Annotated in this window: 14 protein-coding genes; 7 read left to right on the forward strand and 7 right to left on the reverse strand. The window is 71.6% G+C overall.

The features are described 5' to 3' along the window. Positions 1-159: 159 nt before the first annotated feature. The 5 genes from ACWD2L_RS36660 to ACWD2L_RS36680 all read right to left on the reverse strand — a co-directional run bounded on the left by ACWD2L_RS36660 (position 160) and on the right by ACWD2L_RS36680 (position 6723). The gene (locus ACWD2L_RS36660; protein WP_351345441.1) at positions 160-3288 is read right to left on the reverse strand and encodes an efflux RND transporter permease subunit; all 3129 of its coding nucleotides are present in this window, start codon (positions 3286-3288) and stop codon (positions 160-162) included. Positions 3289-3460: 172 nt separating this feature from the next. After that, a complete protein-coding gene (locus ACWD2L_RS36665) occupies positions 3461-4150 on the reverse strand; it encodes a response regulator transcription factor (RefSeq protein ID WP_351345456.1) in 690 nt (229 codons plus the stop codon). Between the two features lie 5 nt (positions 4151-4155). Next, a complete protein-coding gene (locus ACWD2L_RS36670; RefSeq protein ID WP_351345444.1) occupies positions 4156-5430 on the reverse strand; it encodes a sensor histidine kinase in 1275 nt (424 codons plus the stop codon). A 201-nt stretch (positions 5431-5631) separates the two neighbouring features. Continuing rightward, positions 5632-5910, reverse strand: coding sequence for a PspA-associated protein PspAA (gene pspAA / locus ACWD2L_RS36675; RefSeq protein ID WP_351345447.1), 279 nt, complete (start codon positions 5908-5910; stop codon positions 5632-5634). 12 nt (positions 5911-5922) lie between these two features. Beyond that, positions 5923-6723, reverse strand: coding sequence for a PspA/IM30 family protein (locus ACWD2L_RS36680; protein WP_351345450.1), 801 nt, complete (start codon positions 6721-6723; stop codon positions 5923-5925). A 251-nt stretch (positions 6724-6974) separates the two neighbouring features. Here ACWD2L_RS36680 and ACWD2L_RS36685 point away from each other — a divergent pair, with 251 nt between their 5' ends. After that, positions 6975-7571, forward strand: coding sequence for a DUF3043 domain-containing protein (locus ACWD2L_RS36685; protein ID WP_351345453.1), 597 nt, complete (start codon positions 6975-6977; stop codon positions 7569-7571). A 101-nt stretch (positions 7572-7672) separates the two neighbouring features. After that, on the forward strand, positions 7673-8380 hold the full coding sequence (locus tag ACWD2L_RS36690; RefSeq protein WP_351345459.1) for a class I SAM-dependent methyltransferase: 708 nt from the start codon (positions 7673-7675) through the stop codon (positions 8378-8380). 330 nt (positions 8381-8710) lie between these two features. Here the strand turns inward: ACWD2L_RS36690 and ACWD2L_RS36695 are convergent, their stop codons facing one another. Continuing rightward, complete coding sequence (locus ACWD2L_RS36695; protein WP_351342088.1) at positions 8711-8920, reverse strand: hypothetical protein; 210 nt, start codon at positions 8918-8920, stop codon at positions 8711-8713. Positions 8921-9013: 93 nt separating this feature from the next. On the opposite strand from ACWD2L_RS36695, the gene ACWD2L_RS36700 reads away from it, so the two are divergent. Continuing rightward, a complete protein-coding gene (locus ACWD2L_RS36700) occupies positions 9014-10234 on the forward strand; it encodes a bifunctional adenosylcobinamide kinase/adenosylcobinamide-phosphate guanylyltransferase (protein WP_351342090.1) in 1221 nt (406 codons plus the stop codon). A gap of 25 nt (positions 10235-10259) precedes the next feature. On the opposite strand, the gene ACWD2L_RS36705 is transcribed toward ACWD2L_RS36700, so the two are convergent. Further along, positions 10260-11363 carry a class I SAM-dependent methyltransferase gene (locus tag ACWD2L_RS36705; RefSeq protein ID WP_351342091.1) on the reverse strand — a complete coding sequence of 368 codons (1104 nt, stop codon included), beginning with the start codon at positions 11361-11363 and terminating at the stop codon, positions 10260-10262. Between the two features lie 191 nt (positions 11364-11554). Between ACWD2L_RS36705 and ACWD2L_RS36710 the strand changes: the two genes are divergently transcribed. The 4 genes from ACWD2L_RS36710 to lpdA all read left to right on the forward strand — a co-directional run bounded on the left by ACWD2L_RS36710 (position 11555) and on the right by lpdA (position 16932). Then, positions 11555-12619, forward strand: coding sequence for a nicotinate-nucleotide--dimethylbenzimidazole phosphoribosyltransferase (locus ACWD2L_RS36710; RefSeq protein WP_351342093.1), 1065 nt, complete (start codon positions 11555-11557; stop codon positions 12617-12619). A gap of 196 nt (positions 12620-12815) precedes the next feature. Then, positions 12816-13589, forward strand: a complete 774-nt coding sequence (locus ACWD2L_RS36715; protein WP_351342095.1) for an adenosylcobinamide-GDP ribazoletransferase — start codon at positions 12816-12818, stop codon at positions 13587-13589. Positions 13590-13721: 132 nt separating this feature from the next. Next, positions 13722-15260: a leucyl aminopeptidase gene (locus ACWD2L_RS36720; RefSeq protein ID WP_351342097.1), complete on the forward strand. Its 1539-nt coding sequence runs from the start codon at positions 13722-13724 to the stop codon at positions 15258-15260. 283 nt (positions 15261-15543) lie between these two features. Beyond that, on the forward strand, positions 15544-16932 hold the full coding sequence (gene lpdA, locus ACWD2L_RS36725; protein ID WP_351342099.1) for a dihydrolipoyl dehydrogenase: 1389 nt from the start codon (positions 15544-15546) through the stop codon (positions 16930-16932). Positions 16933-16935: the final 3 nt, after the last annotated feature.

Here is a 16935-nt window from a genome sequence, read left to right on the forward strand (position 1 = left end):
GCCCCGCTCCGTCACGCCCCTCCGGCGTTGCGGCCTCGGGGCTCTGCCCCGGACCCCGCGCCTCAATCGCCGGCGGGGCTTGAATGGCCCACCCGCCCCAGGCCGCAGATCGCCCAAGGCGGGCTTGAATGGCTCACGCGCCGCAGGGGCTCGATCTGGTCACACGTTCGCCGGCTCCGGTTCGGGGGCCGGGGACTGGGGCGGGACACCGTCGCCGCGCTTCGCCGACCGCTTCGCCGCCCGCCGCTCCTTGCGAAGCTCCAGCATCGCGTACAGCGTCGGGACGAGAAGCAGCGTCAGCAGCGTCGACGAGATCAGCCCGCCGATCACGACCACGGCCAGTGGCTGCGCGATGAAGCCGCCCTCGCCGGTGACGCCGAGCGCCATCGGGAGCAGGGCGAAGATCGTCGCCAGGGCCGTCATCAGGATCGGGCGCAGCCGGTGCCGGCCGCCCTCGACGACCGCCTCGACCACACCGAGCCCCTGACTCCGGTACTGGTTGATCAGGTCGATGAGGACGATCGCGTTGGTCACCACGATGCCGATCAGCATCAGCATGCCGATCATCGCCGGGACACCCATCGCCGTGCCGGTCGCGACCAGCAGACCGATCGCGCCGGTCGCCGCGAACGGGATCGAGACCAGCAGGATCAGCGGCTGGGCCAGCGAACGGAACGTCGCCACCAGGAGCATGAAGACGATCGCGATCGCCGCGAGCATCGCCAGGCCCAGGTTCTTGAACGCGTCGTCCTGGTCCTCGCTGACGCCGCCGATGGTCGCCGTGGCGCCCTTCGGCAGGTCCAGCTTGTTGATCTTCGTCTGGAGGTCGGCGCTGACCGCGCCCGTGTTGTCGCCGTCCGGCTTCGCCGTGATCGTCGCCGCGCGGGCGCCGTCGATCCGGGTCATCGAGACCGGACCGTCGACGGTCTTCACCGTGGCGATGTCGCCGAGCGTGATGCCACCCGGGCCCATCGGCAGCTTCTTCAGCTCGGCCATCGTGGTGGCCGGCTTCGCCGACTTCACGACGATGTCGCGCTCGGTGTCGTCGATCGTCACCTTGCCGCTGGTGGTCCCGCGCACCGACTGGGTGACGGCGGCGCCGAGCGTCGTGTCGTTGAACCCGGCGGCGGCCGCCTTCGCGTTGCCCTTCACCGAGATCCGCGGCACCGACTGCGACAGGTCGCTGGTGACGTCGGTGACCCCGTCGAGCCCGGCGACCGCGTCGCGGACCTGCTCGGAGGCCTTGTCGAGCGTGTCGCCGTCGGCGGCCTTCACGACCACGGACAGGTCCTGGCTGCCGAAGCCGCCACCGGCCCCGAGCGTCGTCGTACCCACGCCGGAGAGCTGTCCGAGCCCGCGCTCGATGCGCTTCTGCGTCGCCTCGTACGTCGAGCTGTCCTTCAGCTTCACCTGGTACGACGCCTGGTTGGTGTCGGTGCCGCCGCCGAAGGCCGCCATGAAACCGGAGGAGCCGATGGTGACCTGGTAGTCCTCGATCTCGTCGATGCCCGCGAGCATCTTCTCGATCTTCTTCGTGGCGGTGTCGGTCGCCGACAGGCTGGTGCCGGGCTTCAACTCCTGCTTGATGGAGAGGACTTCCTGGTCGCCCTGGTCGAAGAAGTTCGTCTTGAGCATCGGCGCCATGCCGAACGTGCCGACGAGCACGACCACCGCGATGAGCAGGCTCGTGAACCGGCGACGCGTCGCGAAGCGCAGCACGGGAACGTAGATCCGCTGCAGCCAGGAGCGCGCCTCCTTCTCCTCGGCCAGGCGCCGGGCCTCCTCCGGGTCGACGCCGCGGGCCGCCTTGGGCGGGCGCAGGAACCAGTAGGAGAGGACCGGGACGACCGTCAACGACACGAGCAGGGACGCGAGGAGCGCCGCCGTCACCGTGATGGAGAACGAGCCGAACAGCTCGCCCACCATGCCGCCGACCAGGCCGATGGGGAGGAAGACCGCCACCGTGGTGAGGGTGGAGGAGGTGACCGCTCCGGCGACCTCGCGGACCGCCTTGAGGATGGCCTCCTGACGTTCCTCGCCGTAGCCGAGATGGCGCTTGATGTTCTCCAGGACGACGATCGAGTCGTCGACGACGCGGCCGATCGCGATGGTCAGCGCGCCGAGCGTGAGCATGTTGAGCGACAGGTCGCCGGTCCACAGGACGATCAGCGCGAGGAGCACGGACAGCGGGATGGAGACCGCCGTCACGAGCGTCGAGCGCAGCGAGGCCAGGAAGATCAGGATCACGATGACCGCGAAGAGCAGGCCGAGCGCGCCCTCCGTGGTCAGGCCCGAGATGGACTTCGACACGGCCGGGCCCTGGTCGCTGACGACGGTGACCTCGGCGCCGGCGCCGAGGTCGTCCTTCAGCTGCGGCAGCTTGTCCTTGACGGCCTTGGAGATGGCGACGGCGGAGCCGTCCTGGTCCATGGTGACCGCGAGCGAGAGGCTGGGCTCGCCGTCGGTGCGGGTGATCGAGTCGGCCGTGGACGGCTGCTGCTTCACCGTGGCGATGTCACCGAGGCGTACGGGCTTCTTGACGCCCTCACCCGTGATCATCAGGTCCTGGATCTGCTTCAGGGACGTGAAGCCGCCGCCGACCTGGACCGTGCGGTTCTTGCCCGCCTCGTCGAGCGAGCCCGCGGGCATGGTGGCGCCGCCGGCCTTCAGGGTCTCGCCGAGCGCCTGGGCGTTCACCCCGGCCGCGGCCATCTTCCGGTCACTGGGCGTGATGTCGACCTGGAGGTCGCGGACGCCGTCGACGGTGACCTGGGAGACGCCGTCGATGTCCTTCAGCGTCGGCACGACGGACTTGTCGAGCTGGTCGGCGAGCGCCTGCTGGTCCTTGTCCGAGGTGACGGCGAGCACGACGGTCGGGATGTCGTCGGTCGAACCGGCGACGACCTGCGGGTCGACGTCCTCGGGCAGTTGGGCGCGGGCCCGGTTGACGGCCTGCTGGACGTCGGCGACGAGCTGCTTGCTGCCGTCGGGGCCGTAGTCGAACTGGGCCATCACCAGGGCGTTGCCCTCGCTGGCCGTCGACGTGACGCCGGTGATTCCGTCGACCGCGTCGATGGAGTTCTCGAGAGGCTCGACGACCTGCTTCTCCACCACGTCCGGCGACGCGCCCTGGTAGGGGGCGATCACGGAGACCATGGGCAGTTCGATCGAGGGCAGCAGCTGCTGCTTGAGCTGAGGGATCGCGATCGCACCGAACGCGATCGCGATGATCGAGATCAGCCCGATGAGGGCGCGCTGGGCGAGGCTGAACTTCGACAGCCAGGACATGGGTCGGGTCTCCGTGGGACGTGAGCGGAAGATGAAGGCCCGTGCCATGACAACCGGTGCGGTGTCAGGGGCCCATGGTCCACCCTCGGTCATGCGTACGACCCGATTCGTCGCTCCCAGGTCCCGTTCTTGCCCGCCGCCTACTGCGCCCGTAGTACGCGGCCCCTCAGGGTCACTCCACCCGTGGACGGACCAGGCCCGATTCGTACGCGATGACGACGAGTTGGGCGCGGTCGCGGGCGCCCAGCTTGGCCATGGCGCGGTTGACGTGGGTCTTCACGGTGAGCGGGCTGACCTCGAGGCGCTCGGCGATCTCGTCGTTGGAGTGGCCGCCCGCGACCTGGACGAGGACCTCGCGCTCGCGCCCGGTGAGCGCGGCGAGCCGCGCGCCGCTGCCGTCCGTGGGGCGCGCGCCCTCCTCGTAACCGTCCCCCTGCGCGAGGAACTTGGCGATCAGACCCTTGGTCGCCAGCGGCGAGAGCAGGGCGTCGCCCGCGGCCGCGATCCGCACGGCGCCGAGCAGTTCGTCGGGCTCGGCGCCCTTGCCGAGGAAGCCGGAGGCACCGGCCCGCAGCGACTGCACCACGTACTCGTCGACCTCGAACGTCGTCAGCATCACGACGTGTACGTCGCGGAGCTCCGGGTCCGCGCTGATCTCGCGGGTGGCGGCGAGGCCGTCGGTGCCGGGCATCCGGATGTCCATGAGCACGACGTCGGGGCGCTCCGAGCGGGCGAGCCGCACGGCCTCGACGCCGTCGGACGCCTCCCCCACCACCTCCATGTCGGGCTCGGAGTCCACGAGCACACGGAAGGCGCTGCGCAGCAGGGCCTGGTCGTCGGCGAGGAGGACCCTGATCGTCACGCTGGTCATGTGGTGGCGTCCTCGGGGGTGTTGGTGCCTGCGGCGGGGTCGGCGCCGCTGGTGCGGGCCTTGGTCGGAAGGATCGCATGGACGCGGAAACCGCCGCCGTAGCGCGGTCCCGCGGTGAGGGCGCCGCGGAGCGCGGTGACGCGTTCGCGCATGCCGAGGAGGCCGTGGCCGCCGTTCGCCCCGGGCTCGTCCGGTTCGCTGGGGTGGTCGCCGTACGCGGCCGTGGCGCCGGGGCCGTTGTCGAGGACGGTGATCTCCACGTTCGGTCCCACGCGCACGACGCTGACCTCGGCCCTGGCCTCGGGACCCGCGTGCTTCTGTACGTTCGTCAGCGCTTCCTGCACGACGCGGAAGGCCGCGAGGTCGACGGCGGCGGGCAGGGCGGGGGCGTCCTTCGCGCGGGCCACCTCGACGGGCAGCCCGGCGTGCCGGAAGGTGTCGACGAGGTCGTCGAGCCGGTCCAGTCCGGGGGCGGGCTCGGTGGGCGCCTCAGGATCCCCGGTCTGCCTCAACAGGCCGACCGTGGCGCGGAGTTCGCCCAGCGCGGAGCGGCTGGCCTCGCGGACGTGACCGAGGGCCTCCTTGGCCTGGTCGGGGCGCCGGTCCATGACGTGGGCGGCGACGCCGGCCTGCACGTTGACGAGTGCGATGTGGTGGGCGACGACGTCGTGCAGATCGCGGGCGATCCGCAGCCGCTCCTCGGCGACGCGGCGCCGTGCCTCCTCCTCGCGGGTGCGTTCGGCGCGTTCGGCGCGCTCCCTGATCGCGGTGATGAAGGCGCGGCGGGAGCGGACCGCGTCGCCCGCGGCCGCGGCCATGCCGGTCCACGCGAAGATCGCCAGGTTCTCCTGGGAGTACCAGGGCAGCGGGCCCGCGAACATGGCGACGCCGGTCAGCACCGCCATCGAGGCGAGGCCGACGCGCCAGGTGGTGGGGCGGTCCGTGGTGGCGGCGACCGTGAAGAGGGCGACGACCGCGGCCATCACGACGGGGGCGCGGGGGTCGCCGGTGACCAGTTCGACGACGGAGACGGTGGCGGTCGCGGCGAGTACGGGGAAGGGGACGCGGCGGCGGAACACGAGGGCGGCGGCACCGAGCAGCATCAGGACGAGGCTGAGCGCGTCCGGGGTTCTGGCGCCCCAGGCGTACGTTCCCTCCGGGCCGTGCGGGTCGACGAAGGATCCGGCGACCATGCAGAGCAGCACGCCGAGCGCGAGGGCGGCGTCCAGGGCCAACGGATACGTCCTGGCCCACCGTACGAAGCGGTTCACCGGGTTCACGGTAGCGCGTCACCTGCCGGTGGGACCTGGCTGATTACCCAAGGCGGCGGGTGGGCCATTCAAGCCCCTGCGGCGATTGATCAGCGGGGTCCGGGGCGGAGCCCCGAGGCGTCACGACCGGCGCCGTGGTCGCGCCCTGGGGCTCTGCCCCAGACCCCGCGCCTCAATCGCCGCAGGGGCTTGATTGTGGGGCTAGCCCGGGATCAGGCCGTCGTCGCTGAGCATCTCGCGGACCTCGGAGAGCGTCGCATCCGCCGCCGGAAGAATCAGCTCCGACGGCTCCAGCGCATCGTCCGGCAGCGGAGCGCCCAGACGGCGGACCGCGTCCAGGAGAGCGGCGAGCGTACGGCGGAAGCCCGCCTCGTCACCACTCTCCATCTCCGCGAGGAGCTCGTCGTCGAGCTTGTTGAGTTCGGTGAAGTGGTCGTCCGCCAACTCCACCTGGCCCTCCCCCATGATCCGGACGATCATGTCGGCCTCCTGCTACTGCTTGTCGAAGCGCGGGGTGTCCTGGGGCTGCTGCTGCGAAGGCTGACCCTGTTCCTGTCCGCCCTCGAGCGCCTGCTGCGACGAGGACGAGCCACCGGACAGCTCCGCCTTCATCCGTTGCAGCTCCAGCTCTACATCCGTACCACCGGAGAGCCGGTCCAGCTCGCTCTGGATGTCGTCCTTGGCGAGGCCGGACGAGTCGTCGAGCGCGCCGGAGGCGAGCAGTTCGTCGATGGCACCGGCCCGCGCCTGGAGCTGCGCGGTCTTGTCCTCGGCACGCTGGATCGCCATGCCGACGTCGCCCATCTCCTCGGAGATGCCGGAGAACGCCTCGCCGATCCGGGTCTGCGCCTGCGCCGCCGTGTAGGTGGCCTTGATCGTTTCCTTCTTGGTGCGGAAGGCGTCCACCTTCGCCTGCAGCCGCTGGGCCGCAAGGGTGAGCTTCTCCTCCTCGCCCTGCAACGTCTGGTGCTGCGTCTCCAGGTCCGTGACCTGCTGCTGGAGCGCGGCACGGCGGGACAGCGCCTCGCGGGCCAGATCCTCCCGGCCGAGCGCGAGCGCCTTGCGGCCCTGGTCCTCGAGCTTGGAGGACTGGGACTGGAGCTGACCGAGCTGCAGCTCCAGCCGCTTGCGGGACGTCGCCACATCCGCGACCCCCCTGCGTACCTTCTGGAGCAGCTCCAGCTGCTTCTGGTACGAGTAATCGAGGGTCTCGCGCGGGTCCTCGGCCCGGTCAAGGGCCTTGTTCGCCTTCGCGCGGAAGATCATCCCCATACGCTTCATGACACCGCTCATGGGCTTCGCGCGCCCCCTTCTGACAGATCCAGCGTTGGTCCAGCTCCAGCACTGCGACAGAAACCACAGTACGGGTCCTGCCTCTATTACCGCACTGTTCAGGTACGGATGCGCTCATCCCCAAGGACGACTGCTTCCGACCCCGCTCCGGCGCAAGGAGTAGTTGACCCCTGACGGAGGACGCGGGACGTTGCCGGATCGTTCCCCACAGCCCTGTGGTCGATGCATGACCACCACGTACCCTGGCGATTGTGTTCCGTAGCCGATCAAAGGACGACAAGGCCCAGGCCGCGCAGGCCAAGGTGACCATGTCCAAGCAGCCCCGAGACCCCCAGGCGCCCAAGGGCCGCCCCACGCCGAAGCGCAGCGAGTCCCAGACGCCGCGCCGCAGTGTGGCCAACACCAAGACGTCACCGAAGGAGGCCCGGACCCGCTCCCGCGACGAGCGCCGCACCGCGATGCAGCGCCAGCGGGAGGCGCTGGCCAATGGCGACGAGCGTTACCTGCCGGCCCGTGACAAGGGTCCGGTGCGCAAGTACGCGCGCGATTTCGTCGACTCGCGCTTCGCGATCGCCGAGTACTTCCTGCCAATGGCGGTGGTCATCCTCGTCCTGAGCATGATCCGCGTCGGTTCGCTGCAGAACATCGCGCTGCTGCTGTGGCTGTTCGTGATCGTCGCGATCGTGGTCGACTCGGCCGTGACCGGTTTCCGTCTGAAGAAGCTCCTCGCGGAGAAGTTCCCGAACGAGCGCCGCAAGGGCGCCGTCGCGTACGCGCTGATGCGCACGCTCCAGATGAAGCGCCTGCGCCTGCCGAAGCCGCAGGTCAAGCGCGGGGAGCGGCCCTGAGCACGGACAGTTCGCACGCCGCGGAGGCCTTCGCCGGCGACGCGGTGCACTCCTGGCTGGACAAGCTCGGCGGGCTGCGCAACATCGTGCGGCAGGAACTCGTGGCCCGGCAGCTCGACGAGCAGCTGGCCGCGCGGTTCCCCGTCGGTCAGCGGCTGCGGGTGCTCGACGTGGGGATGGGCCAGGGAACGCAGGCGCTGCGCCTGGCCCGCGCAGGGCACAAGGTGACCGGTGTGGAGCAGGACCCGGAGATGGTCACCGTGGCGGGCCGGGCGCTCGCCGCGGAGCCCGCGGGGGTGCGTGACCGGGTCCGTCTCGTGCAGGGCAACGGCATGGACACCGGTGTGCACTTCCTGCCGGGCAGTTTCGACGTCGTGCTCTGCCACGGCGTCCTGATGTACGTCGAGGATCCCGACGCGCTGCTCGCGGGCCTGGCCCGGATGCTGGCGCCGGGCGGCCTGCTCTCCCTCGTCGTACGCAACGGGGACGCGCTGGCGATGCGGCCGGGGCTCGCCGGTGACTGGATCGGCGCGCTCGGCGCCTTCGAGTCGACGAAGTACACGAACCGGCTCGGGCTCGACGTCAGGGCCGACCGGCTCGACGCGCTGACGGAGTCCCTCGCGGGGATCGGGGCGCCGTTGCGTGCCTGGTACGGGGTGCGGGTCTTCACGGATCAGGTGGCGGATGGCGTGGGGGCGCCGGAGCACGGGGAGCTCCAGACGCTGCTCGCCGCGGAGGAGCGGGCGGGCCGTTCCGACCCGTACCGCCGGGTGGCGGCTCTCTTCCACCTCTGCGGAGTCCGCGGCTAACCGTTAACTCCGCTGCGGCGCCAGTTTTCAAGCCCTGCGGCGATCGACCAGCTGGGCCATTCAAGCCCCTGCGGCGATTGAGCAGCGGGCCATTCAAGCCCCTGCGGCGTTTGAGCAGCGGGCCATCCAAGCCCCTGCGGCGATTGAGCAGCGGGGTCCGGGGCGGAGCCCCGGGCCGCAACCACGGCGCCGGTCGTGACGCCTCGGGGCTCTGCCCCAGACCCCGCGCCTCAATCGCCGGCGGGGCTTGACTGTGCCCACCCGCCGCAGAGGCTGGAATGGCTCAAGCACCCACGGGGCTTAAGTGGCTCAAGCGCCCACGGAACTTGACTAGCCCTCCGCGTGGAGGCTCATCGGGCCGTAGATGACCTTGTCGTCCTCGCGGAGGGTGACCTGGTCCGCGCCCCCGTCCGCGAGCTGCTTCCAGTACTCACCGACCCAGGACTCCGCATCCCCCTGCGTAGTGAACTCCTCCGGCTGAACCGCCGGAGGCACCTCCGTGCCGTCGGACTTCTCGAACCGCCACGTCCACGCCGCCATGCCAGCCTCCCGGTCTCGGACGTCCGCTGTGCCGCTGTCCCCGGAAGCCTATCCGGGCGCGCGGCGATCAAGGGGGCGCGGGAGGATCTTCCTGTGGAACTGACACTGCTCGGCACCGGCGGCCCCGCTGGGCTGCCCCGCCCCGACTGCCCTTGCGCCGCCTGCGCGACCGCGCTCGGCCGCAACGCCCGTGCCGCGACGGCGGTCCTGATCGACGGGACACTGCTGCTCGACCTGACGCCGGGGGCCGCGTTCGCCGCGGCCCGTTCGGGGCACAGCCTCGGCGGCGTACGGCAGGTACTGCTCTCGCATCCGCACGACGGGCCCGCGGTCGAAGTGCCCGCGGGGCTTCCGCAGCCCGGCCGGGTGCCGGACGGCCGGGAGCTGGCGCTCATGAGCGGGCACCGGGTGCGGGCGCTTGCCCTGGACGCGCCGGGCACCGGATACGAGGTGACGGGGCCCGAGGGCGAGCGGCTGCTCTATCTGCCGCCGGGCACCGCGCCCGCGGGGTTCGACGATCCGCAGACACGGGCGCCACGGGCGCCGTACGAGATGGTCCTCGCCGATGTCGTCGGCCGTCCCGACGCGCTCGCCCGGCTGCGCTCCGCGGGCGCGATCGGCCCGACCACCGATGTCCTCGCCGTCCATCTGGACCACGACGTCCTCCCGGGCCCGGAGCTCGCGCGGCGGCTCGCGGCCGCGGGCGCGCGGGTCGTGCCCGACGGCACGACCCTGGACGTCGGCACGTACGAGGACGTGCCCGATGTGCCGCGCAGGACACTGGTGCTCGGCGGCGCGCGGTCCGGGAAGTCGGTGGAGGCCGAGCGGCGCCTGGAGGCGTTCCCCGATGTGCTGTACGTGGCGACCGGCGGGACGCGCGGCGGGGACACGGAGTGGGCGCAGCGGGTGGCCGTGCACCGGGACCGGCGGCCCGGCTCGTGGCGGACGGCGGAGACCTGCGACCTCGTACCGCTGCTTGAGGATCCGGAGGATTCCGCCCCGCTGCTCGTCGACTGTCTGTCGCTGTGGCTGACGTACGCGATGGACGAGGTGGGGGCCTGGGACGACGCCCAGTGGGCGGGCGGCGGCGAGAAGGCGCTGCGGGAGCGGGTGGCCGGGCTGGTCGATGCCGTTCGGCGCACCCGGCGCACCGTCGTCGCCGTCTCGAACGAGGTGGGTTCGGGGATCGTGCCCGCGACCGCGTCGGGGCGTCGCTACCGGGACGAACTGGGCCGCCTGAACGCGGCGTTCGCGGCCGAGTGCGAGCACGTGCTGCTCGTCGTCGCGGGCCAGCCGCTCGCGCTGCGCGGCTGACCCGGATCCGCCGGTCTGCGCGTCTCTACGCGTCCGGGTCGCGGCGCGCGATCACCCGGTACGCGTTGGAGAAGCGGGTGCGGCGGGCGAGCGGCGCGAGCAGCCGGTCGGCCGCGCAGGCGGCGAGGAACGCGGGCGCGACGGCGTACGTCAGGGCCTTGCGGAGGATGCGCTTGGCCTCGCCGGGGGCCTTGGTGCGCCACGGGTCGTCGGCGTCGGGCAGGTGCCGGCCCGCGAACAGGGCGAGGCCGGCCGCGAGGTCCATCGGGACGTGGGGCTCTCTGCGGTCGACGGCGACGACCGTGTAGCCGAGGGCGCGCAGTTCGGCGCGGAGGTTGGCGAGCGGGATCAGGTGCAGGTGCTGCGGCTGGAAGTACGAGATCCACCATTTGCCGAGCAGCTTCGCGAAGCGGCTCTCGGGATCGGGGAGTTCGATCATCAGATGCCCGCCGGGGCGCAGTACGCGGCGCGCCGCCTTCAGCTCCTCGCGCGGATCGCGGGAGTGCTCCAGGTAATGGAACATGCTCAACGCGTCGTAGCCACCCTGGAGTTCGGGCGCGAGATCGGTGAGCTGGCCCTGAAAGGCACGCTCGACGCGGCCCGCTCTGCGGCCCTCCTCGACGCCTTCGCCGCTGTCGAGTCCGTCGAAGGCCGTGTACGGCAGGACCTCTTGGGCGGTCGCGGGGAAGTGGCCCTGGCCGGTGCCGATGTCGAGCCAGCTCTCCGGTTCGATGAACGCGGCGAGGGCGCGGGCGCGCGACCGGTCGCGGCGGGTGGAGGTGCGCGCGCGGAAGATCCACTCGGCCTGGTCGGCGTAGCGGCCCTCGCGGAAGTCCCGGTAGTAGAAGTCCAGGCCCTCGGGTGTGAGGCGGGGGTTCTGGAACGAGTGGGCGCAGGACCCGCACTGGACGAGGGTGAAGCTGCCGGGCTTGTGCTGGAGGAGGTCGGTGGTGCGCAGGCGGGTACGCAGCCGGGTGCTGCCGCACCAGGGGCAGTCGGGGCGGCGCGGCTCGTGGAAGCGTTCGGTGCCCTGGGCGAGTTCGCTGAGATAGGCGGGGCGGCGCTCGGCGACGGCCTGGGGCGTGGCGGAGGCCGGGACGGTGGCAGGAGCAGGGGCGGGGGCGGTCAAGGGAGGCCTCCAGTCATGGTCTGCGGTGCCTCAACAAGCGCGCGATATGCGACACTTCGGCGCGAAACTGGGCACACCCGATCATCTACGAGCAGTTCATGACACTCCGGAGGCGACTCACCGGCCGTCGCCACCGTCCGCCGGAAGGACGCACCCATCGGTGTCCCGGGACGGCCGGTACTGTTCGACGAATGAGCTCGCTGAACCTCGACGACTTCACCGATCTGATCGAGCGCCCCGACGGCGGGACCCGCCGCGATGCCGAGGAGCGCAGGGCCCGCTTCGCGGTGCCCCCCGGCGCCCTCGGCCGCCTCGACGAACTGGGCGAGTGGCTGAGCGCCGCCCAGGGCGCGGTGCCCGTACGCCCGGTGGCACGGCCGCGCATGGTGCTCTTCGCGGGCGACCACGGCGTGGCCGGACTCGAGGTGTCGAAGCGGGCGGCGGGCAGCGCGGCCGGCCTCGTCCGGGACGTCGTCGAGGGCGCCTCCGCGGGCGCGGTGCTCGCGCGGCGGCTCGGCGTCGGCGTGCGGGTCGTCGACGTCTCCCTCGACTGCGAGCCCGACGAGCTGCCCAAGTCCGTCGACGACCGGCGCGTGCGGCGCGGCTCGGGGTGCATCGACACCGAGGACGCGCTCACCCTCGAAGAGGCGGAGGCGGCGTTCCGCGCGGGCATGGCGGTCGCCGACGAGGAGGTCGACTCCGGTACGGATCTCGTCGTCCTCGGCGACGTCAGCGTCGGCGGTACGACGGCGGCGGCCACGCTCATCGCGGCGCTGTGCGGCACGGACGCGTCCGTCGTCACCGGGCGCGGTGGCGAGCCCATCGACGACCTCGCCTGGATGCGCAAGTGCGCGGCGATCCGGGACGCGCTGCGGCGGGCCCGCCCCGTCCTCGGCGACCAGCTCCAGCTCCTCGCCACGGTGGGCGGCGCGGATCTCGCGGCGGCGACCGGGTTCCTGCTCCAGTGCGCGGTGCGGCGTACGCCCGTGCTTCTCGACGGTGTGGTCTCCGCGGCCTGCGCGCTCGTGGGGCAGCGGGTGGCGTTCCGGGCGCCGGACTGGTGGCTGGCCGCGCATGCCTCCGGCGAACCGGCGCAGGCGAAGGCGCTGGACCGGATGGCCATGGACGTTCTCCTGGACCAGGACGTCCGGGTGGGTGGTGGGGCGGGGGCGCTTCTCGCGCTTCCGTTGGTGCAGGCCGCGGCCGCGCTGGCGGCGGAGCTGCCGGAAGCTGCCGCCACGGAGCGGCCCGCCTAGGCCGACCGCCCCCACGCCACGGGTCTCCGCCCCGGACCCCGCTGCTCAATCGCCGCAGGGGCTTGATGTGGGCGGCTCCGGCTGCCGTGGCGCCTTGGGCAATCTGCCGCCTTGGGCGGCAGGGTGGGCAAGGCGGCACCCCGGTGCCGCGTACCGACACGGACGGCCCCCGCCCCGGTGCAGGTAACCTCCACCGGTGGCCGAAATCAGCTCACCCGCCTCTCTGCCTGACGGCATACGTTTCGCGTTCGGGACGCTCACCGTCTTCCGGGTGAAGGTCACCCGCTGGGATCGGGCGGCCGCACGGGTCGGGATGCTGTGCGCACCGCTCGCCGGACTGGCCGTCGGCCTCCTCGCGGCCGCGACCGGCGTGGCTCTGACCTTCCTCGGGGCGAACGCCCTCCTCGCCGCCGTCGCCGCCACCGCGGCACCCGCGGCACTCACCCGCGGACTGCACCTCGACGGACTCGCGGACGTCGCCGACGGCCTGGGCAGCGGAAAGCCCGCCGATGACGCGCTGCGGATCATGAAGCAGTCGGACATCGGCCCCTTCGGCGTCGTCACGCTCGTCCTGGCACTGCTGGCCCAAGTCGCCGTCCTGGCCGACCAGTTCGGCCAGTCGTGGTGGCGCGGCGCCCTCGCCGCGACCGTCTCCGCGGTGACCGCGCGCCTCGCCCTGACCTTCGCCTCCCGCACCGGCGTCCCGGCCGCCCGCCCGGAGGGCCTCGGCGCGGCGGTCGCGGAGACGGTGTCACGGCGGGCGGCGCTGATCGCCGGGGCGGTGGTGGTGGCACTGTGCGCCGCACTCTCCCTCCAGGCCGCGATCGCCGTCGTACTGGGATGTGGAGCCGCCGAACTCCTCTCCCGCCGCTGCGTCTCCCGCTTCGGCGGCGTCACGGGCGACGTCTTCGGCGCCCTGGCCGAGACGGCCGCCACGACGTCGCTGGTGATCCTGACCCTGGGCCTTTGAGCCCCAGCCGCTGGGCGTACCTGGACGGAGCGGCACAAGAACGACGGGCGTAGGCTCGCCCCGGGCGGGCCAACTGCCGCCCGGACCCGGCAAAGAAGCCGGCCCCACCGATGAAAGAGGGACCTCACCACCGTGACTGCTCTGACTCTCAGCACCGCCGCGGCGACCGGCCTGCGCGCCGACGTGATCGTCGTCGGCGTCGTCAAGGGCGACAAGGGCCCCGTCGTCGCGCACGGCGCGGAAGCCGTGGACAAGGCGTACGACGGAAAGCTCGGTTCCGTCCTGGAGGCCCTCGGCGCCAGTGGCGGCGAGGGCGAGGCGACCAAGCTCCCCGCGCCGTCCGGCCTCAAGGCGCCGATCGTGCTGGCGGTCGGTCTCGGCGGCGAGCCCGAGAAGGGTGACGCGTACGACAGCGAGGCGCTGCGCCGCGCCGCCGGTGCCGCGGCCCGCGCCCTGGCCGGGACGAAGAAGGCCGCGTTCGCGCTGCCGGTCGACGACGCCGAGGACGCCGGTGCGATCGCGGAGGGCGCGCTGCTCGGCGCGTACTCCTTCGACACGTACAAGGAGGTCTCCGACGACAAGGGGACCCCGAAGAACGGCAAGGCGCCGCTCGCCGAGATCGCGATCCTCGGCGGCAAGCCCCGCGACAAGGCGTACAAGGCGGCGATCGAGCGCGCCACCGCGGTGGCCGAGGAGCTCAACCGCGCCCGCGACCTGGTCAACACCCCGCCGAACGACCTGAACCCGGAGTCCTTCGCCGCCGTCGCCCAGGCCGCGGCCAAGGAGCACGGCATCAAGGTGCAGGTGCTCGACGAGAAGGCCCTGGAGAAGGGCGGCTTCGGCGGCATCCTCGGCGTCGGCGCCGGTTCCGCCTCGGCCCCGCGCCTGGTGAAGCTCTCGTACAAGAGCGCCAAGGCGGGCAAGAACGCGAAGCACCTCGCCTTCGTCGGCAAGGGCATCACCTACGACTCGGGCGGCATCTCGCTGAAGCCGGCCGGTCACAACGAGACGATGAAGTGCGACATGGCCGGCGCCGCCGCCGTGTTCGCCGCCGTCGTCTCCGCGGCCCGCCTCGGGCTCGAAGTGAACGTCACGGGCTGGCTGGCGCTCGCCGAGAACATGCCGTCGGGCTCGGCCACCCGCCCCGGCGACGTGCTGCGCATGTACTCGGGCAAGACGGTCGAGGTCCTGAACACCGACGCCGAGGGCCGCCTCGTGCTCGCCGACGCCATCGCCAAGGCCTCCGAGGAGGCCCCGGACGCGATCGTCGACGTCGCGACGCTGACCGGCGCGATGATGATGGCGCTCGGCGCCCGCACCTTCGCCATCATGTCCAACGACGACGCCTTCCGCGGCTCGCTCCACGAGGCGGCCGAGGAGGTGGGCGAGCCGGCCTGGCCGATGCCGCTCCCGGCCGAGCTGCTCAAGGGCATGGACTCATCGACCGCCGACATCGCGAACATGGGCGCGCGGATGGGCGGCGGCCTGGTCGCGGGACTGTTCCTGCAGGAGTTCGTCGGCGAGGGCATCACGTGGGCCCACCTCGACATCGCGGGACCGGCCTTCAACGAGTCGGCCCCGTTCGGTTACACGCCGAAGGGCGGCACGGGTTCCGCGGTCCGCACCCTCGTCCGGCTCGCGGAGCGGACGGCGGCCGGCGACCTCGGCTGAGCGTCGCCGACAGCACGAAACCGCTGAACAGCCCCCGGTGCACGGCACCGGGGGCTGTTCGCTTTGAATGAAATTCGCGTGTTTGTCCCCGCTTGTCATGGCTGTTTCCGGTGTAACAGCCGTCTCACCCCGGAGCCCGACGTCCCGACTGCCGCCGACAAGTGCGAGGATGGGGTACGGCAGGACAGGGCCCTCATTCAGGGCCGAAAGAACGAGCGGCCGAACACACCGCCGCCCGGTCGGCGAAGACCGGCGTACGGCGCACATGCATGGAGGACGTGACGTGGCGAACGACGCCAGCACCGTTTTCGACCTAGTGATCCTCGGCGGCGGTAGCGGCGGTTATGCCGCGGCCCTGCGCGGAGCGCAGCTGGGCCTGGACGTCGCACTGATCGAGAAGAACAAGCTCGGCGGCACCTGCCTGCACAACGGCTGCATCCCCACGAAGGCTCTGCTGCACGCCGGTGAGATCGCGGACCAGGCGCGCGAGTCCGAGCAGTTCGGTGTCAAGGCCACCTTCGATGGCATCGACATGAACGCCGTCCACAAGTACAAGGACGACGTGATCTCCGGCCTGTACAAGGGCCTGCAGGGCCTCGTGGCCTCGCGCAAGGTGACGTACATCGAGGGCGAGGGCAAGCTCTCCTCCCCGACGTCCGTGGACGTGGGCGGCCAGCGCGTCCAGGGTCGCCACGTGCTCCTCGCGACCGGCTCCGTGCCGAAGTCGCTGCCGGGCCTGGAGATCGACGGCAACCGCATCATCTCCTCGGACCACGCGCTGAAGCTGGACCGCGTCCCGCAGTCCGCGATCGTGCTGGGCGGCGGCGTCATCGGCGTCGAGTTCGCCTCGGCGTGGAAGTCCTTCGGCACCGACGTCACGGTCATCGAGGGCCTCAAGCACCTCGTCCCGGTCGAGGACGAGAACAGCTCCAAGATCCTGGAGCGCGCCTTCCGCAAGCGCGGCATCAAGTTCAACCTCGGCACGTTCTTCGAGAAGGCCGAGTACACGCAGGACGGCGTCCGCGTGACCCTCGCCGACGGCAAGACCTTCGACGCCGAGGTCCTCCTCGTCGCCATCGGTCGCGGCCCGGTCTCCCAGGGCCTCGGCTACGAGGAGCAGGGCGTGGCCATGGACCGTGGCTTCGTGCTCGTCGACGAGTACATGCAGACCAACGTGGAGACCATCTCGGCCGTCGGTGACCTCGCCCCGACCCTCCAGCTCGCGCACGTCGGCTTCGCCGAGGGCATCCTGGTGGCGGAGCGTCTTGCCGGCCTGAACCCGGTTCCGGTCGACTACGACGGCGTCCCGCGCGTGACCTACTGCCACCCGGAGGTCGCCTCCGTCGGCATCACCGAGGCCAAGGCCAAGGAGGTCTACGGTGCGGACAAGGTCGTCGCTCTGAAGTACAACCTTGCGGGCAACGGCAAGTCCAAGATCCTGAAGACCACGGGCGAGATCAAGCTCGTGCAGGTCAAGGACGGTGCCGTGGTCGGCGTCCACATGGTCGGCGACCGCATGGGCGAGCAGGTCGGCGAAGCCCAGCTGATCTACAACTGGGAGGCGCTGCCGGCCGAGGTCGCGCAGCTCATCCACGCCCACCCGACGCAGAACGAGGCGATGGGCGAGGCCCACCTGGCCCTCGCGGGCAAGCCGCTGCACTCGCACGACTGAGCC

The sequence above is a fragment of the Streptomyces sp. NPDC002754 genome (genome assembly GCF_053592315.1).

Coding starts and splice junctions, on each gene's coding strand:
- ACWD2L_RS36660 (WP_351345441.1), bottom strand. CDS start 3,288: ATGTCCTGGCTGTCGAAGTTCAGCCTCGCCCAGCGCGCCCTCATCGGG.
- pspAA (WP_351345447.1), bottom strand. CDS start 5,910: ATGATCGTCCGGATCATGGGGGAGGGCCAGGTGGAGTTGGCGGACGAC.
- ACWD2L_RS36680 (WP_351345450.1), bottom strand. CDS start 6,723: ATGAGCGGTGTCATGAAGCGTATGGGGATGATCTTCCGCGCGAAGGCG.
- ACWD2L_RS36695 (WP_351342088.1), bottom strand. CDS start 8,920: ATGGCGGCGTGGACGTGGCGGTTCGAGAAGTCCGACGGCACGGAGGTG.
- ACWD2L_RS36710 (WP_351342093.1), top strand. CDS start 11,555: ATGAGCTCGCTGAACCTCGACGACTTCACCGATCTGATCGAGCGCCCC.